The organism is Kurthia massiliensis (assembly GCF_000285555.1).
GTDB lineage: Bacteria > Bacillota > Bacilli > Bacillales_A > Planococcaceae > Kurthia > Kurthia massiliensis.
Window position 1 is genome coordinate 1 of the sequence record NZ_HE610996.1, and the last position, 16,994, is coordinate 16,994.

The following is a 16,994-nucleotide window of genomic DNA, read 5'->3' on the forward strand; positions in this document are numbered from 1 at the left end:
ATTAAAATATGGTGCGCCCAGCAGAAATCGAATCCACAACCTTCTGATCCGTAGTCAGACGCTCTATCCAGTTGAGCTATGGGCGCAATATAAAATTAAAATGGTGCCGAGGACCGGAATCGAACCGGTACGGTAGTCACCTACCGCAGGATTTTAAGTCCTGTGCGTCTGCCAGTTCCGCCACCCCGGCACATATGGAGCGGAAGACGAGGTTCGAACTCGCGACCCCCACCTTGGCAAGGTGATGTTCTACCACTGAACTACTTCCGCATGTGCTTGGTTAAAATTTGTAATTTTCAAATGTTTTATGTCCTTTTTCTTAAGAACATAAATTATTATATAGCGGATTTCGCCACAATGCAATAGTTTTTCTGAAAAAAATCAAAGTTTTTTTACGCGATATATACCTTTATAAAACAGCGCTATTTCAATGTTCCTTCATGCTATTACACGTATAATTTTACTCAAAAAAGCAGCAGATATTTTTTAAATATCCGCTACTTCATATAAATTATTCTTTCTTATATGTTAATTCTACAAATTGATTATAAGTTTGTGTTTGGATAAGCTTCCATTCACTCGTCGGAATACCTTTTGCAAACAATGGAATGCCGTCCCCAAGTAATACAGGTGCAATCGTAATAATCAATTCATCTATTAAGTCTGCATTTAAAAAGCTTTTGACTAATTTTGCACCACCTACAAGCCAAATGTTGCCATCACCTTCTTCATGGCATCTCGTAATAATTTCTTCTGGTGTTTCTTGCGTAAACGTCACGTTTGCATTGTTCATCGTTGGTTTCGATGTCATGACATAACATGTACGCTGTGCATACGGAAATTGATGTGCATGTTGCAAGATCCAATCATATGTAAGTTTTCCCATAATAACGGTATCAATTGTGGAGTAAAATGCGAAGTAACCATTATCCCCTTCACCTTCTACTCGATTCAACCAATCGATGGAGCCATCTGGTCTTGATACATAACCGTCTAAACTCATCGCAATATATAATTTCACGCGTTTCATTTTATCCCCTCCATATTTCATTTTAACAGATACCTTTTCTTTCCAAAAATAATAGCATTGCGGTATGATAAGGTTTGTAAACTAACTATAGAGAGATAAAGGAAGTGTTGAATCATGTCACAAACAATTACATTAAATAATGATTTAGAAATTCCGTTATTAGGTTACGGTACATTCCGTGTTCCTGAAGGTGCTGACCTTGCGCAAGCGGTCAAAACAGCCATTCAAGAAGGTTATCGCCTGATTGATACAGCTGCGGTTTACCAAAATGAAGCATCTGTTGGTAAAGGCATTCGTGAAGCGATTGAAGAAGGTATCGTTACGCGTGAAGAATTGTTTATTACATCGAAAGTATGGAATGATGGTCTATCATATGAAGAAACATTACAAGCATATGATGATGCGTTAGCACGTATGGAATTAGATTATTTAGATTTATACTTATTACATTGGCCTGGCACAAACAATGATTTTGTCGCTCAATGGAAAGCATTAGAAAAAATTTATACAGATAAACGCGTAAAATCAATTGGTGTCAGCAATTTCCACCCACATCACTTAGAAAAGCTGTTAGCAGAAACGGACATCGTTCCAGCGGTTAATCAAATTGAATTAAATCCATTGCAAACACAAAAGAAAGTCCAAGCATATTGTACAGAGAAAAACATTCGTGTAGAAGCATGGTCTCCGTTGATGAACGCGGAAGTGTTAGAACACGCTACATTAAAAACAATCGCATCTAAATATAAAAAGACACCAGCGCAAGTTATTTTACGTTGGCAAACACAAACAAATATTATTACGATTCCAAAGTCGATGACACCTAGTCGCATTCAAGAAAACATCAATATTTTTGATTTTGAATTAGATACGGAAGACATTTTAATGATTGAAAACTTGAATGAAGATGGCCATTACGGACCAGATCCAGAAACATTCGATTTCGAACGTTAAGTTAGAAAGCTGGGATAATCCCAGCTTTTTTAGTGTTTCTTCTATATAAGAGAGTTTCTACGCCATATAAAAAGACGCTTATGATAAGCGTCTTTTTATATTAGTCGAAATCAATATCTAGTTTTGATGCGATGATACCGATTACTAATAATGCAATACCTGTAAATACATAACCTTGTAAACGTTCGCTATTTTTAATTTTCTCTAACATCCAATCACCTCATCATATCTTTTCCCTACAGTGATGTAAAAAAAACACTAAACCGGCTATTTATGTGTCGTTTCTTCTCTTTCAAATTTAATAACGGCACGACCGATAATTAAAATCATTGCGAGCATGACACCCATGCCGACCATTAAATAAATCATTGTAAATATTTTAGAAACTGTTGACGTCGGTACAACACCAGCATCTAATCCTGTCGGCATTATAGAAATAAACGCAAAATAAAATGCATCCATATACGGCCATCCTTCAGTTTGGTGATAAAACAACGTTCCTGATAGTAAAATTAATGCGAGTGTTGTAAATACAGCCCAAAACAAACGCATTTTCATCACGCCAAATAATGCTTTTACGAGTCGCCAAGCGGTTAAAATAAATGAAATCATACCCATCTCTCCTTTCAATCTTATTTATCATACGTTCAACCACACAAAAAAGGCACCCGATAAGGATGCCTTTCCATCAATTCTAACGATTAGAATTTAGTTACGTTTGCAGCTTGTGGGCCACGGTCGCCATCTACTACTTCAAATTCAACTTTTTGACCTTCGTCTAAAGTTTTGAATCCTTCGCCTTGGATTGCTGAGAAGTGTACGAATACGTCGTTTTCGCCTTCAACTTCGATGAAGCCGAATCCTTTTTCTGCGTTAAACCATTTTACTGTACCTTGTTTCATGTGAGAAAACCTCCAAAAAAAATTAAAAATTAATACGCAAACTTTCTGATGTTACAGTTGTCCTGCATTTAAACAAAGAATTTACATATTATAAAAGGTATCATTAGTGGTACCCTTTATAATAAATAAATAAAGGAGCTAGAGCTAAGCCCGCTCCCTTAAAATGTGTGAATTAAAGTTTTGTAACGTTTGTAGCTTGTGGGCCACGGTTACCTTCTTCAACTTCAAACTCAACTGCTTGACCTTCGTCTAGAGTTTTGAATCCTTCGCCTTGGATTGCTGAGAAGTGTACGAATACGTCGTTTTCGCCTTCAACTTCGATGAAGCCGAATCCTTTTTCTGCGTTAAACCATTTTACTGTACCTTGTTTCATGTGAGAAAACCTCCAAAAATTAAACTGAACAAATAAATCCTTTGCAAAGCAAAAATTCACATATTACATAAAGTACCGTTGAGACTAGCCGATCACTTTTTGTAATATGTGAATGCAAGTTTTGCGGTAAATCAAGAATTTCATTTGTTAAATTAAGTATATCACGATGATAGACGTTGTCAAATAAAATTCAAAATTTTTCTAAAAATATCAAACTATATTAACTTCATCTTGCTGCCAAATAATGCCATGAAATGTTTGAATATCATCATCACATGCCTCACAAAAATCCATTTCATCATCCGACCAAAAAGCCCAAAAACGATCTTTCCGATGTTCTTGATGTTCATAACGCTCACTAAATGTATAAAGCATCTGTTTTAAATAACGTTCTGCCTCAAATTTATTATCAAATGATTGTTCTTTTACAATATATTCTTCCCAACCTTCAAATTGCCACCATGGCTCATAATCTGCTTTCATATAGATTACTTTGTACACTTTCATCGTCACCTTCCGTATTTTACCAATTTTAAGTCTGATATGTCATAATTATAAATACAGTTTTATGATAAACTAACTAATAACTTAGATATAGGAGGAATTTCATGTTTTCCACATTTCGTCCGAAATTAGAATTATCCCAATTACTAGAACGCGGTACCGATATCCAAACACTTGAGCGTTTTCAAAATACGCTCGCCTTTAACCATTTTTCACATCGTGATGAACAAAATTTACAGTTTTTGCATCATGAATTAAAAGAAGCCAAGCCATCGATGCATGAAATTTTCCGCCTTTATTTAAAAGAAATTGCATCGAATGAAACAAACGTCATTGCAGATGACGCCATTCAAGACTACTTAGATAACTTTTTCCTACAACCTCGTAATGAAGATTATGTAGATCGCGCGCTCAAATTTTTCTATTTGTTCCGCCATCATAAATATGAGCCTGGACGTATCATTGTCATCTTTAATCAATTTACGTTTTACATTACTACGCACATATTGTATAACTTTGGCTTCAAACCTGCCAAAGCATTTGACTTGATGCGCTCTTTCCAATCAGCAATGAATATCGATCAAGAAATGTTATTTGAGTCGATTACAGAACGTATGCTAGAGCATTCAGTATCTGAAGTATCTCATTTAATGGATACAGCTTCACAAATTATGTACATGAAAGATTTAGCATTAAATTTAGATCGTCAGGCGAATGAAATTCAGTCATCTACAGCCGCTACAGAACAAGTAAGTGCATCCATTGCTGAAGTAGCTACGACGACATCGAATATCTCTGAAAAAACCGATATTGCTGCGCAAAAAGCTGAGCATTCAAAAACAACGATTGGCGATGCACTCACTAAAATTTTTGAAACAGAAACGACATTCGAAAAAATTGTGCAATCGTTTGAAAACTTAAAAATGCGTGTCGATCAAATCGAAAACGTCGTTACACTCGTGAATGACATTGCCGATCAAACGAATTTACTCGCGTTAAATGCATCGATTGAAGCGGCACGTGCTGGTGAACACGGCAAAGGCTTTGCTGTCGTTGCACAAGAAGTCCGCAAACTTGCTGAGAACACTGTGAGCGCGCTATCGACCGTATCAGAAAATGTGCAACATTTAAAACAATACTCAAATTCTGTATCGGATTCTATTTCTCATACGACGACTATTATTACAAACGCTACAGCAGAGGCAAAAGATTCTTTACCACTGTTGACAGAAATTGTTGAAACGATTGAAACGATTAACGAAGACGTGCGCATGACAGCGACAATTTCTGAAGAACAATCGATGGCAGTAGATGATATTTCAAAACGAATGGTCGAAATTAGCAATTTACAAGAAGATATTCGTTCACTCGGTCATGCTACGTCTCAAGGTATTTATACGTTAAGTGAAGAAATCAACGCCTTCCGCATGAGCATCGTATCTGAAAACAACATTCAATTGTCTAGCTTCGCCTTACTACAATTATCAAAAGCAGACCATATTTTGTGGAAATGGCGTGTTTACAATATGTTCTTAGGATTAGAAAAAATTGATCCAGAGGACGTGTCTTCACATAAAGAGTGTCGTCTCGGCAAATGGTATTTAGACGAAAAAACAATTGAACGATTCGGTCATGAACAAGCTTATCGCGAACTAGATCATTACCACGCACAAGTGCACCAAGCAGCTAAAGCTGCAGCAACGAGTTTTAATAACGGCTATATCGTAGAAGCCGAACAACATTTAAAACAATTAGAAGTTGCTTCAAACGAAGTGCTGCATTACATTAATTCATTAATTGAAAACATTCATACACAGCGCCTATCGCATGTATAGTAAAAGAAATCGTCTCCTCGAGGCGATTTTTTTTGCAAATGTGAAACTTTCTTTTATGCTATTCGTATAGTAGTTACAGCGTATTTACAATTGAAGGAGGATTCACATGCTCAATATAGGCCATCATTTTCTACGTTACGCACTTGCCATTGTGATCGGGCCGATTGTTACGGGCATCTTATGGATGGGGTTCAATCTCCCATTTTTCATTAGTGTCTTTGCAGGAGTTATCGGTTTCGGACTCACAGCGATGATCACAAAAGCTTATCAGAAACGTACGATTCGTAAACAATTTAATTTAACAAAATCTGAATATAAATTAATTGATGAACAATTAGAAGAAGCGGTTGAAACGACGCGTACCCTTTCAAGTCTGTTTACAAAAGTAAGATCGATTAAAGGGTTCCGTCAATTATATGATATGAATAAAACATCAAAGCGTATCATTAATATCGTTAAAAATAATCCACAAAAATTTTATCAAGCGGAAACATTTTTCTATGCGCACTTACCTTCTGTCAGCGAACTTGCTGAAAAATACGTCATGCTTTCTCGTGAGAAAATGAAAGATCACGACGTACAAGTAGCCTTACGCCAAACACAACATGCATTAACAGAATACAGCAATATCTTAGAAGAAGATTTGCGAGAAGTGCTAGCAGACGATATTCAATCGTTAAAAATGGAATTAGACTTTGCACAAATTACAGCTAAACGTTTTAAAGAACGCGTACAAGGGGAAACAAACAGCAACAACGACGTGGAAACACCGTTACCGAGTAATCCAGAAATCGACGAATTTGAAGCAGCGTTACAACAACCTGCGAAAGAAGTCGTGAAACCTGTTTCTTTACAAAAAAAAGCAGAAGACGTTCCGTTTAAAGAACCTGAAATGGTGCCATTAAAAAAAGAAGCACCACGTACACGTATGGAACGCCGCCATTTTAACAATTAGGGAGCGATTAATATATGACACAAAATGATAAATCTTTAGATGATTTATTAGCGAATCCTTTCGCAGTAGACGAAGTACCACAACAAAAACCTGTCGAACAAGTACAAACTGCAAAGCCTGTACGTGAGTTGGACCGTCTAACACCTGAAGAACAAGAAAAAGCACGTGAATTAGCGGCGCAAATTCCTGTTGGTCAAACGGAAGCTATCTTATCGTATGGTGCAAATGCACAAGCTGCTCTCTCGACTTTTTCTAATAAAATGCTTGATCACGTGCAAGCAAAAGATGTCGGTGAAGTAGGCGCCATTTTAACGGACTTAATGAACAAGCTTAATCAATTAGATCCAGAAGATTTACGTGAAGAGCAACCGAAAGGCTTCAAAAAGCTATTCAAAAAAGTACAAAAGTCTGTGAATGAAATGATGACGAAATATCAAAAGTTATCGACACAAATTGACCGCATTGGCGTTCAACTAGAACATTCAAAACGTGGCTTAGTCGATGATGTCCGTATGCTCGACCAGTTATACGATCAAAATAAAACGTATTTTGAAGCACTAAATGTTTATATTGCTGCTGCAGAGTTAAAACGTGATGAGATCGTTCAAGAAATCATTCCACAATTGCATGCAGAAGCAAGTGCGTCAAATGACCAAATGAAAGTACAAGAAGTGAATGATTTAAACCAATTTGTCGATCGTTTAGAAAAACGTATTTACGACTTACAATTATCTCGTCAAATTACGTTACAATCTGCCCCACAAATTCGTATGATTCAATCGACAAACCAAGCGTTAGCAGAAAAAATTCAATCGTCTATTATGACATCAATTCCGCTATGGCGTAACCAAATTGCAATTGCGTTAACATTAAACAATCAACGCAAAGCCGTCGAAGCACAAAAACAAGTGACGCAAACGACGAACGATTTATTGTTACGTAACTCTGAAATGTTGAAAATGAATACGATTGAAACAGCACGTGAAAACGAACGTGGCATCGTTGAAATCGAAACGTTAAAACAAACGCAAGATAATCTCGTTCAAACGATTGAAGAGACGTTGCAAATTCAAGCAGAAGGCCGCGAAAAACGACGCGCTGCTGAAATTGAACTCGCACAAATGGAACAAGATTTAAAACAACGTTTATTACAACTACAATATACGAAAAATGAACAAACACGTAGATAACGTTCATACAAAAAGCGAGCCGCTTCTGCAGCTCGCTTTTTTATGTGCTTTGAATGACATACCGAATGAGTTTACGTAATAGCTTTAACGTCATCTGACTAAATTGACCAACATCTTCTGCCGCAACAGATTTGTTACCGTAAATCGTTTTAAACAAACCGAGCTGCTCTTCTGTCGGTGCTTCTGTATTTAAAAATAAATGAATGACCGAAATACCTTGTTTTTCTGCTTCCATCACCGCTTCTGCCGTATCTAACACACCATTATTCGCATAATGAAAGGCAGATGGTTCTCCATCAGAAAAAATGAGCAAGAAGCGATGTTTTTCATCGCGCGCTAACAATCTTTTCGTCATCCAACGCATCGCGAAACCGTCGCGATTGTCTTCGTGTGCTGCTAACGCCATAATAACCTCTCCATCGTCCTGCACACCATCTTCTAAACGATGTAACCATTCAAACGTATTCGGTTGTTCGTCCGCTGTCGCCTCGTACGCATCTTCATAAAAACAGACCATTTCATGTTCAATCGCCAATTGACGTAATACATCATGAAATAACAACACCGCTTGTTTCGTATCATCTATTTTATCTAACATCGAGGCAGAACCGTCGATCAACAATCCAAATACCGCATCAAGCGGTTTCGCTGGCGCATCTTTTTTATAAAATGGCTTTGGGCGTTCCTCTGTCACAAACTGCAACAGCGAACGGCTATTTAAACGTCCATACGAAAGTTGTGTACGTTTCGCGATTTGCTTTTGCGCCATTTGTTTTCGAAACTCTGTCATCAATGCTTTCACAAATGGTTGCTGCGCTTGACGCCACGCTACGAGCTGTTGTAATTGTGCAAGGTCTGTCGTTTTTTCTAATCGCTTTTCTTCATATGTAACATGTTGATGCTCGTCTCCAAATGCATCACCCGCCCGCTTTCGTGCCGATTTTTGAAGTTTTTTCGTTTGCGGCACATTATCTTTGACTGGTTTCGCCTCATCATCAATATCGCCACCACTACCTACTTCCGTCACGTCATCTGACTGGTCTCCTACTTGTGCTTCTGTCGATAAACTTCTCCCACTATTGCCACGCTCTAATTCAAAACGTAAATGCGTACCTTCTTGTTCTTTCGATTCACGATGCCACGTACGAAACACTTCTTCAATCGTTTCTTTCGGTGTTTTCGTATCGCCTGTTGCTAAACAACTGGCCCCTTTTGATGCAAGTGATGCGACCGTTTCAAGTACCGTATCGAGTAATGCGTAAAAGTTTTGCGATAAATCTTTCGTCAAATGCTGTTCAATCATCGTCATGAGGCGCCACGTTAGCGCAATACTGTCCTCTGTTGAACGAACGTCATAAATCGATTGTAATTGCCACAATAAATCTTCAAATCCGTCAGAAGGTAATTTTAATGTTCCTTCGTGTGCCGCAATGTAGACGAAGTTCATCAATGCTTCTGCATCTAGCTGTTTTTGACGATGAACGCGCATTTGATGACGATGTGTCGTGACGTATGTGTCGCGCCGTACATCGAATGCTTTCGCTGTCCCTGGTCGCATTTGACGAACGAGCTCGATCAGTCGAAATTCTTCAATGAGTAAAAATAACTGACGTCGTAGCTTCGGTAGCGATTCATGTTGAATATCCTCTATATACGTTACATACGCTCGCACATCGAAATAGCGCCAAAATCCTGCTGCCATCACATAAATATCCGACAGTCGACCGAGATGCATCACTTGTTCATCACGATGACGCCAAAAAACAGATAATGCGAGCTTTTGTTGCTTCGGTTGCATTTCGATTAGTTGACGTTCAGTAATTGATAATTCCGCACTACCTGACAGCGCACGCGCTAGCATTTCATACTGAATCATTTGACGTGCATTGAGCTGTTCGTTATTAAATTGGATAAACCGTCCCATTCCACTCATTTAACGCACCTCATTTAATCCATGTTTTTGCGAGTTCAATGACAAGTTCTCGTTCATTTTGATCACTTAATTTTTCTGCAATGGCGTAACGAATTGCACGAAGCGGCTCCATATATTGCGCAAGCTCAGTCGCATCGAGTAAACTTCGAATAGATGCCGCTTCTTCGCTTACTAAACCGTTTTGAACTTGTTGTTTTAAATCTTCTGCTAGCTGTAACATAACCGTTTTTAATGTCTCATCAGCTGTCGGAAAGCGTTCATTCCATAATTGACGCAATTCTTCCCCGCTAATATACGGGACACTATACGAAACGAATCGGTTTTTCAGCGCTTCATTCATCGGTGTCGTCCCGATATAACCTTCATTAATAGCCGCGATGACTGAAAAATCTTCATGCGCATAAATGACTTCACCTGTGAAAGGGTTCGTCAACATGCGACGGTGGTCGAGTACACTATGTAAAATAGGCAGCGTCTCTGCTTTCGCCATATTAATTTCATCAATATATAAAATATGACCCTGCTTCATCGCTTTTACAACAGGACCTTCAACGAAATCAATGATCGTTTGCCCATCTTGTTGTACGACTGTTTTAAAGCCGAGCATACTTTCAGCGTCTAAATCAACTGAACAGTTAATGCTATGCATCGGTTGTTGACACAAATGAGAAATCGTTTCGGCCATTTTCGTTTTTCCAGCACCTGATGGCCCTTTTAATAACACAGGCTTTTGTAAGGAGATGCTGATAAGTACGTCTTCTAACAAATACGCATTCGGTGAACGATAACCCCCTTCTCCGATAAGCTTCTGTTCATCTGCTGTATATGTACGTGCAGTTCTTTTTTGAATGATGCGTTCAATGATTTCCATAAAAATCCTCCTCAACTAAAAAACGACTGTTTGCTACATCTTAGCAAACAGTCGTCTTATCGTCTAACAATTAAGCGAAATACGTTTTGTAGTAGCCGCCAACTTTGCCAGTGTTATCGATGATGAAAACGAATTCTTCTGTTTCGTTTTTCACTTCGTATTCTTTACCGACAGTTAGTACGTTTGATACTAAATATTTTTTTGCATCTGTATTCACGCATTTTACAGTTTTGATTGTAGGTGCGTCTTTCCAATTTAAATGGATTGTCATTTGTGTCACAACCTCTTTCTATTAAATTCCTTCTTATTTTACCCGATTTCAAGCACATTGTGTAGGTTCAGAGGCAAAAAGGCTGTTATCATAAAGAAATAAGGAGGGATTTTATGCTTTTACAGTTTATGTCTGGTGTACCGACATGGTTTTATGTCATTTTTGCTATTTTTGTCATTGGCTTTATCATTTTTTCTGAGTGGAACTCTCACCGCTAAAATTTGCTTGCCGAAAGACCTTTATTTCCATTACAATTAGTCAGAATGGAGGTCTTATCTACATGAAAACAGGTTATTTAGCGAACGGACTGTTTAGCCTAGGTGATCGACTCGTCAATGAGCATATCGCCAAACACGTTAGACAGGCGCTTCCAGATGTTGATTTATACGTACCGCAAGAAAACGGCGCGATTAATGATAAATCAGCTTATGCCGATAGCGAGCAAATTGCTGCGGCAGATATGGACGCTTTAAAGAAAAGTGATTTCTTAATTGCTGTATTAGACGGCGTTGAAATCGACAGTGGCGTGGCCGCTGAAATCGGCGCTTTTTCAATGTTAGAGCGCCCAATTTTCGCATTGTTTACCGATACGCGTCAGCAAGGTCGTGACAATACGAAAAAAATGCAAGCGTTGCAACAAGACGCAACGGAAAATCAATTTATTTACCGCAATTTATTCGTCGTTGGTTTAATTAAACAACGCGGCATCATTGCCTCTACGGTTGAAGAACTAATCGAGGCTTTGACGAAACACGATTCTCCTTAACGAGTCATTTGAATATTCAACAACAATGACTTACACAATAAAGGAGAAAAATTATGTGGTTTTTATTTGCAATTTTAACTTGGGTACTATGGGGTACCGCAAATTTATTTTATAAAAAGGCGTCGAATGCAGACGACAAATTTAGTCACGCTAAAATTTCAATTATGGTCGGTACGGTCATGGGGATCCACGCAACAATTTATTGGATTACCGCAGGCGTACACGTTGAGTTACAAGATTTCATCAACTACTTACCAGTATCAGCGCTTTACATCGCGTCAATGATTTTTGGTTATGTTGGTTTACGTTACTTAGAATTATCAATCGTTGCACCGCTTCAAAACTCTTCTGGTGCGATTACCGTCCTATTACTGCTACTTATGTTCCCGAAAGAAATTACATGGGTACACATTACAGGTTTTATCTTTATTTTAGCAGGTATCATTTGGCTTGCCTTTATCGAGAAAAAATATGACGATTTAGAATTACGTCGTAAAGGTATTAAAGTAGATACAAAATATCGCTACGGCTTCGTTGCGTTAATGTTCCCGCTTTTATATGCGTTATTAGACGGTCTTGGTACATTCGCAGATGGCGTTGTATTAGATGAGCTCGCAATTATTAAAGAAGGGCCTGCGATTATTGCGTATGAATATACGTGGTTTGCAGTTGCTGTTGTTTACTTTATTATTTTAAAAGCGAAACGTGTCGACTTTAAAATTCGCGACCAAAAAAATGGTTTTATCGCAGCGTTATTAGAAACAGCTGGTCAATTTTTCTACACGTATGCCCTAGCATCAGAATCATTACTAGCTGCACCGATTATCGCATCATTCTTCGTATTCTCAATGATTTTAGGACGCATTTTCTTAAAAGAAAAACTGTCGAAATCACAGTACGGTGTCATTGCCGTTATTTTTATCGGTATTATGATACTCGGCTACTTAGACGTTTAAAATTGAAAGAGGTTTGGATTTAATCATCCAAACCTCTTTTTTGTTCGTCTTTATCTTTCGTGCGCATATAATGTTGTACGAAAATGACAGCAAGTGGCGGAAATAAGAAGAAAAACACATGTGTCAGTTGATAAATGATATATGTCACGATACAAGCAATGACGAAGCTTATTACGTACCACTTTTTCACGATTTCATCCCTTTCGATATCATTATACTAAATGGATGAAAAGACGTGAATATTCGCTCGAAAAAGACTTGAATCCAACTATATTTTCAGAATTTTTTTATTTTTAATAAAATTACATTTACTTTTTTGCTTCAACGCGTTAAACTGACAATACTTTAAACGGAATGTTATTCAAGGGGGATTTAACATGAAAGATTTCTTCAATAAACTATTAACCGGTATGAGCATCGGGATCGTCGTCGCCTTGATTCCGAATGCTTTAATCGGGGAACTACTGAAACTCATCATTCCACATGCACCAGCGTTATCGTATGTGTTGAATGCAACAGTACTCGTTATGAGTATGTTACCGGTGTTAATCGGGGTCACAATCGGTATGGCATTTAAAATGACACCGATTCAAACAGCTAGTATTGGGCTTGCTGCTGTATTAGGTAGTGGTGTTATTACGTTCACAGAAGATGGCGGCATGGTCATCGCTGGTATTGGTGTCGTATTAAATACAGGTTTAACCGCCGCACTTGCTGTATTATTCGTTCAATTTTTAGGTTCAAAATTAAAAGGTTACACAATTTTATTAATGCCAACATTAACGGTATTAATCCCTGGTATGATCGGTTACATGATTTTACCTTTCGTAAAAACTGGCACAGATTACGTTGGTGACGGGATCGCCTACGTTACAGACTTACAACCAATCGTCATGGGTGCTTTATTAGCGATTATTTTCTGCTTATTAATTTTATCACCGCTATCTACAGTCGGTGTCGCAACAGTCGTTTCTTTATCAGGTATCGCATCAGGTGCCGCAAACTTAGGAATTGTTGCAGCAGGTACTGGTTTATTTTTAGCAAGCTTAAAAGCAAATTCAGTAGGTACTGCACTTGCACACGTACTCGGTTCACCAAAAATTCAAATGCGTAATTTCTTCATGAAACCAAAAATGGTGACACCGATGATTATTACGGCAGCCGTTCTTGGCGCACTTGCTGGTGTATTTAACATTCAAGGTACACCGATGTCAGCCGGCTTCGGTTTATCAGGACTTGTCGGACCATTAAATCATATGAACTTAGTAGAAGGTGGTTGGTCATTTACAAATACAATCATTATGTTCGTCATCTTCTTCGTTGTACCATTTGCATTAAACTACATTTTAATCAAACTGTTCTCAACGAAAGTCAAATTAATTCAAGCAGAAGATTACAAAATTGATATTCATTAATAAAAAAGGGGTACCGCATATGCGATAGCCCCTTTGTTTATGCGTCATAAATTTGCTGTAGTTTGTCGGTCCAACGTTGCTCCGATTGCAAACGTTCGATACATTTCGCTACTTGCGTCTCTGAAATAATCGTTTGGCGCTCCCATAATTTTAAATAATGTGGCACGAGCTGATGCGCTTCCTGATCCGGATAACGTGCAACGTCGAGCAATTCCCCGACGAAGTATACGTCTGCTTCTTCTTCTGGATTTTCTTGCATATACCGCGTCGCTGCATCTAATGCTTCACGAATTTCTTCAACAGATTCCGCATTGTTCAATTGCTCTTTTATGTCGTAAATCGCCATATCCTCTTCGTCTTCCAACATTTCTTCATCTTCCATAAACTGCTCACCATCGTAACCGAGCCCTTGCATAAACGTCTCAAAGTTTGGCGCTAACTCAATGACATCTTCATCGGCCGTAAAAACGATGATAGAAGGCTCTGTCGCATGTTGACGATAGTCAAAAGCAAACCACTCTTCGCCGTCTCCAGCAAATATAACAATGTGCTGTTCTAAATCATATTGCGTAACAATATCCGGTGTATCAAGCAATGATGGCGATCCAACGGTGCCATACATATAATCAATCAATAACGGTTCTGCTAACGTTTCATTATGATAGCTCGTATACTGTAAACGTCCCCCATTATGTATACGTAATTGTTCTACGTAACTTTTTGGTAATTTACAGCCGAGTCGTTGTTCAGCTTCGACAATATCTGTATACGTCGCTGCTGGTCTTTCTAATTGTTCATGCCAAATCGTCATATGAATCACCCTTTCTTCTATAGTATCATTCCCTTTTTCACACAAAAAAATGCGATGGTATGGTACATTATTTACATAAAGGAGGTTAGATCATTGAAAAGAATTGGCACTATTTTGCTCGTCGTCATTATTTGTTTAATTGGCGCTATTTTTATGAATGATGATGATAGTAATGAAAAACAGCCGTCTAACATTAAAACAGATGGTGACGTAAGCGTACATATCATTGATGTCGGTCAAGGTGACGGCATTTGGATTAACACAGGTAAAGAAAATATTGTGATTGATAGTGGTACGAAAAGTAACGGTCAAACGTTGATTAATTATTTAGAAAACCACGATGTGAAACAATTAGATGCGGTCATCTCAACACACCCTGATGCCGATCACGTCGGTGGACTTGCAGACGTTATTAATCATTTCCCTGTCAAATCGGTATATGCGCCACGTGTTACACATACGACACAAGCATATAAAGCATTTTTAACAGCTGTCAAAGCGCAAAACTTAAAAATTAAAGTCGCAAAACAAGGCGTCACAATTCCTTCTAATGCAGAAGGTGTAACATTAAGCTTTGTCGGTCCAACGAAAGACTATTCTACGTCTGATTTAAACGATTGGAGCGCAGTATTAGAAATGACACATGGGGAAAAGAAATTTTTATTCCCTGGCGATGCTGAAACACGCGCTGAAGAAGACATGGTTGCAGCAGGTGTATTAGATGATGTGGATTTCTTAAAAGTAAGCCATCACGGTGCACGTGAAGCGTCAAATACAGATTATTTAAATGTTGTAAAACCTGAAATTGCAGCGATTAGTGTTGGTGAAGGCAATCGTTACGGTCACCCAACAGATGAAGCGCTAAAACGCTTAAAAGCGGCAGGTGCGAAAATTTATCGTACAGATGAACACGGTTCATTGACATTTATTTCTGATGGTAAATCGATTTCAGTTGAGGAGGAACGCTAATGAAGGCAATTGTTGATCGTTTTGAGCAATGTTTTGTAGTAGTCGAATTAGAAGATGGCACGACAAAGGACATTCTACGTTCACAATGTCCTGAAGATTTAGCGATTGGCCAAGCGATTGATATCGCAGAAGATGGCACCATTTCAATTGATGTGGTACGCACAGAAACTTTACAAAAAGAAATTGACGCACTTGCAGACGATTTATTTGAAGATGAATAGGGAAAAAGATGATTCGTAAGGGTCATCTTTTTTTGTATATATGAGGGAGGAATAAGATGAAGGGATTTATTAAATGGAGTGGTATTGTATTCGCTACCTTGTTACTTGTAGCATTTATCGGTTTTAGTTTATGGTCTATGCAAATGTATGAACCGACAGCCGAACTTAAACATGCGGTAGCATTAAATAAAATTGTAGAAGATGAAGATGTCATTATTGCGCCTGAAAACGGCAATGGGAAAGGCATTATTCTCTATCCTGGTGCTAAAGTGAAAAATACATCGTATAGTTATTACGCGAAAGGGTTAGCTAAAGAAGGATATACAGTCATTATTCCAAAAATGCCGTTTAATATCGCGTTTTTTAATAGCGGACGCGCTGCAGACTATATCGACCGCTATCCACGTATAACGGAATGGTTTGTCGGCGGGCATTCATTAGGAGGCGTCGCAGCGTCGATGTATGCGGAAAAACATAATATTCGTGGTTTAATCTTATTAGCGTCTTACCCTGCGAAAACGAATGACCTTTCGCAAAAACGATTAAATGTACTATCTATCTTCGCCGAACATGACGGATTAACGTCTCGTGAAGATATTGAACAATCTAAAGCGCTTTTACCAAAAAATACGACCTATTTCCAAATTGATGGTGGCAATCATGCGCAATTTGGTATGTATGGGATGCAAAAAGGTGACGGTAAAGCGACGATCTCTGCAATGAAACAACAAGATCAATTAATCGCGACGACGTTACGATGGTTAAAACAGCAATAGAAAAAACGTCTACGTCAATGACGTAAACGTTTAGTATGGGTTTGGACAGAATCGAACTGCCGACACTTAGAGCTTCAATCTAATGCTCTACCAACTGAGCTACAAACCCGAATGGAGCGGAAGACGAGGTTCGAACTCGCGACCCCCACCTTGGCAAGGTGATGTTCTACCACTGAACTACTTCCGCATATATATAAATGGAGGAGGTAGAGGGATTCGAACCCCCCGCGCGGTTTGACCCGCCTGTCGGTTTTCAAGACCG

At 38.5% G+C, this 16,994-nt stretch carries 20 protein-coding genes and 5 tRNA genes; 10 read left to right on the top strand and 15 right to left on the bottom strand.

Annotated elements, in window-relative coordinates; translation table 11 throughout:
• Nucleotides 1-9: 9 nt before the first annotated feature.
• The 4 genes from KMHG_RS00395 to KMHG_RS00410 form a co-directional block, all read right to left on the bottom strand.
• Nucleotides 10-86, bottom strand: a tRNA-Arg gene (locus KMHG_RS00395).
• Between the two features lie 15 nt (nt 87-101).
• Nucleotides 102-190 (bottom strand) — tRNA-Leu (locus KMHG_RS00400).
• Nucleotides 191-195: 5 nt separating this feature from the next.
• Nucleotides 196-270 (bottom strand) — tRNA-Gly (locus KMHG_RS00405).
• Between the two features lie 241 nt (nt 271-511).
• Nucleotides 512-1,030 carry a dihydrofolate reductase family protein gene (locus KMHG_RS00410; RefSeq protein ID WP_010285803.1) on the bottom strand — a complete coding sequence of 173 codons (519 nt, stop codon included), beginning with the start codon at nt 1,028-1,030 and terminating at the stop codon, nt 512-514.
• A gap of 114 nt (nt 1,031-1,144) precedes the next feature.
• Here KMHG_RS00410 and KMHG_RS00415 point away from each other — a divergent pair, with 114 nt between their 5' ends.
• Nucleotides 1,145-1,984: an aldo/keto reductase gene (locus KMHG_RS00415; RefSeq protein WP_010285806.1), complete on the top strand. Its 840-nt coding sequence runs from the start codon at nt 1,145-1,147 to the stop codon at nt 1,982-1,984.
• A gap of 267 nt (nt 1,985-2,251) precedes the next feature.
• On the opposite strand, the gene KMHG_RS00425 is transcribed toward KMHG_RS00415, so the two are convergent.
• The 4 genes from KMHG_RS00425 to KMHG_RS00440 form a co-directional block, all read right to left on the bottom strand.
• Nucleotides 2,252-2,596, bottom strand: a complete 345-nt coding sequence (locus tag KMHG_RS00425) for a potassium channel family protein (RefSeq protein WP_010285808.1) — start codon at nt 2,594-2,596, stop codon at nt 2,252-2,254.
• Between the two features lie 89 nt (nt 2,597-2,685).
• On the bottom strand, nt 2,686-2,886 hold the full coding sequence (locus tag KMHG_RS00430; protein WP_010285810.1) for a cold-shock protein: 201 nt from the start codon (nt 2,884-2,886) through the stop codon (nt 2,686-2,688).
• A 172-nt stretch (nt 2,887-3,058) separates the two neighbouring features.
• On the bottom strand, nt 3,059-3,259 hold the full coding sequence (locus tag KMHG_RS00435; RefSeq protein ID WP_010285811.1) for a cold-shock protein: 201 nt from the start codon (nt 3,257-3,259) through the stop codon (nt 3,059-3,061).
• A gap of 210 nt (nt 3,260-3,469) precedes the next feature.
• On the bottom strand, nt 3,470-3,760 hold the full coding sequence (locus KMHG_RS00440; protein ID WP_187116254.1) for a DUF1033 family protein: 291 nt from the start codon (nt 3,758-3,760) through the stop codon (nt 3,470-3,472).
• A 107-nt stretch (nt 3,761-3,867) separates the two neighbouring features.
• Here KMHG_RS00440 and KMHG_RS00445 point away from each other — a divergent pair, with 107 nt between their 5' ends.
• From KMHG_RS00445 to KMHG_RS00455, 3 genes are all read left to right on the top strand, one after another.
• Nucleotides 3,868-5,598, top strand: coding sequence for a methyl-accepting chemotaxis protein (locus KMHG_RS00445; RefSeq protein ID WP_010285813.1), 1,731 nt, complete (start codon nt 3,868-3,870; stop codon nt 5,596-5,598).
• 106 nt (nt 5,599-5,704) lie between these two features.
• On the top strand, nt 5,705-6,553 hold the full coding sequence (locus tag KMHG_RS00450) for a 5-bromo-4-chloroindolyl phosphate hydrolysis family protein (RefSeq protein ID WP_010285814.1): 849 nt from the start codon (nt 5,705-5,707) through the stop codon (nt 6,551-6,553).
• A 14-nt stretch (nt 6,554-6,567) separates the two neighbouring features.
• Complete coding sequence (locus KMHG_RS00455) at nt 6,568-7,743, top strand: toxic anion resistance protein (RefSeq protein WP_010285815.1); 1,176 nt, start codon at nt 6,568-6,570, stop codon at nt 7,741-7,743.
• A gap of 40 nt (nt 7,744-7,783) precedes the next feature.
• Here the strand turns inward: KMHG_RS00455 and KMHG_RS00460 are convergent, their stop codons facing one another.
• From KMHG_RS00460 to KMHG_RS00470, 3 genes are all read right to left on the bottom strand, one after another.
• On the bottom strand, nt 7,784-9,676 hold the full coding sequence (locus KMHG_RS00460) for a vWA domain-containing protein (protein ID WP_010285816.1): 1,893 nt from the start codon (nt 9,674-9,676) through the stop codon (nt 7,784-7,786).
• A gap of 10 nt (nt 9,677-9,686) precedes the next feature.
• Nucleotides 9,687-10,547, bottom strand: coding sequence for an AAA family ATPase (locus KMHG_RS00465; RefSeq protein ID WP_010285817.1), 861 nt, complete (start codon nt 10,545-10,547; stop codon nt 9,687-9,689).
• A gap of 70 nt (nt 10,548-10,617) precedes the next feature.
• On the bottom strand, nt 10,618-10,818 hold the full coding sequence (locus tag KMHG_RS00470; RefSeq protein WP_010285831.1) for a DUF6501 family protein: 201 nt from the start codon (nt 10,816-10,818) through the stop codon (nt 10,618-10,620).
• Nucleotides 10,819-11,098: 280 nt separating this feature from the next.
• Between KMHG_RS00470 and KMHG_RS00480 the strand changes: the two genes are divergently transcribed.
• Together KMHG_RS00480 and KMHG_RS00485 are read left to right on the top strand one after the other, a co-directional pair.
• Nucleotides 11,099-11,584 carry a nucleoside 2-deoxyribosyltransferase gene (locus KMHG_RS00480; RefSeq protein WP_010285832.1) on the top strand — a complete coding sequence of 162 codons (486 nt, stop codon included), beginning with the start codon at nt 11,099-11,101 and terminating at the stop codon, nt 11,582-11,584.
• 53 nt (nt 11,585-11,637) lie between these two features.
• Complete coding sequence (locus KMHG_RS00485; RefSeq protein WP_010285835.1) at nt 11,638-12,540, top strand: EamA family transporter; 903 nt, start codon at nt 11,638-11,640, stop codon at nt 12,538-12,540.
• Nucleotides 12,541-12,559: 19 nt separating this feature from the next.
• Here KMHG_RS00485 and KMHG_RS18960 read toward each other — a convergent pair whose 3' ends face one another.
• A complete protein-coding gene (locus KMHG_RS18960; RefSeq protein WP_154647352.1) occupies nt 12,560-12,730 on the bottom strand; it encodes a hypothetical protein in 171 nt (56 codons plus the stop codon).
• A gap of 187 nt (nt 12,731-12,917) precedes the next feature.
• Here KMHG_RS18960 and KMHG_RS00495 point away from each other — a divergent pair, with 187 nt between their 5' ends.
• Nucleotides 12,918-13,955 (top strand): PTS sugar transporter subunit IIC, encoded by a 1,038-nt coding sequence (locus KMHG_RS00495; protein WP_010285837.1) that lies wholly within the window; start codon nt 12,918-12,920, stop codon nt 13,953-13,955.
• A 37-nt stretch (nt 13,956-13,992) separates the two neighbouring features.
• Here KMHG_RS00495 and KMHG_RS18260 read toward each other — a convergent pair whose 3' ends face one another.
• Entirely contained in the window at nt 13,993-14,766 is a 774-nt protein-coding gene (locus tag KMHG_RS18260) for an SMI1/KNR4 family protein (RefSeq protein WP_010285839.1), read from the bottom strand.
• Between the two features lie 93 nt (nt 14,767-14,859).
• Between KMHG_RS18260 and KMHG_RS00505 the strand changes: the two genes are divergently transcribed.
• The 3 genes from KMHG_RS00505 to KMHG_RS00515 are packed head-to-tail and all read left to right on the top strand — an operon-like array spanning nt 14,860 to nt 16,732.
• Complete coding sequence (locus KMHG_RS00505; RefSeq protein ID WP_010285842.1) at nt 14,860-15,735, top strand: ComEC/Rec2 family competence protein; 876 nt, start codon at nt 14,860-14,862, stop codon at nt 15,733-15,735.
• Nucleotides 15,735-15,956 carry a DUF3006 domain-containing protein gene (locus tag KMHG_RS00510; protein ID WP_010285844.1) on the top strand — a complete coding sequence of 74 codons (222 nt, stop codon included), beginning with the start codon at nt 15,735-15,737 and terminating at the stop codon, nt 15,954-15,956. Before KMHG_RS00505 ends, KMHG_RS00510 begins: the two co-directional genes overlap by 1 nt.
• 56 nt (nt 15,957-16,012) lie before the next feature.
• Complete coding sequence (locus tag KMHG_RS00515) at nt 16,013-16,732, top strand: alpha/beta family hydrolase (protein ID WP_010285845.1); 720 nt, start codon at nt 16,013-16,015, stop codon at nt 16,730-16,732.
• Nucleotides 16,733-16,768: 36 nt separating this feature from the next.
• On the opposite strand, the gene KMHG_RS00520 is transcribed toward KMHG_RS00515, so the two are convergent.
• A tRNA-Phe gene (locus KMHG_RS00520) sits at nt 16,769-16,841 on the bottom strand.
• A 3-nt stretch (nt 16,842-16,844) separates the two neighbouring features.
• Nucleotides 16,845-16,919: transfer RNA gene (locus KMHG_RS00525), tRNA-Gly, on the bottom strand.
• Nucleotides 16,920-16,994 lie beyond the last annotated feature (75 nt).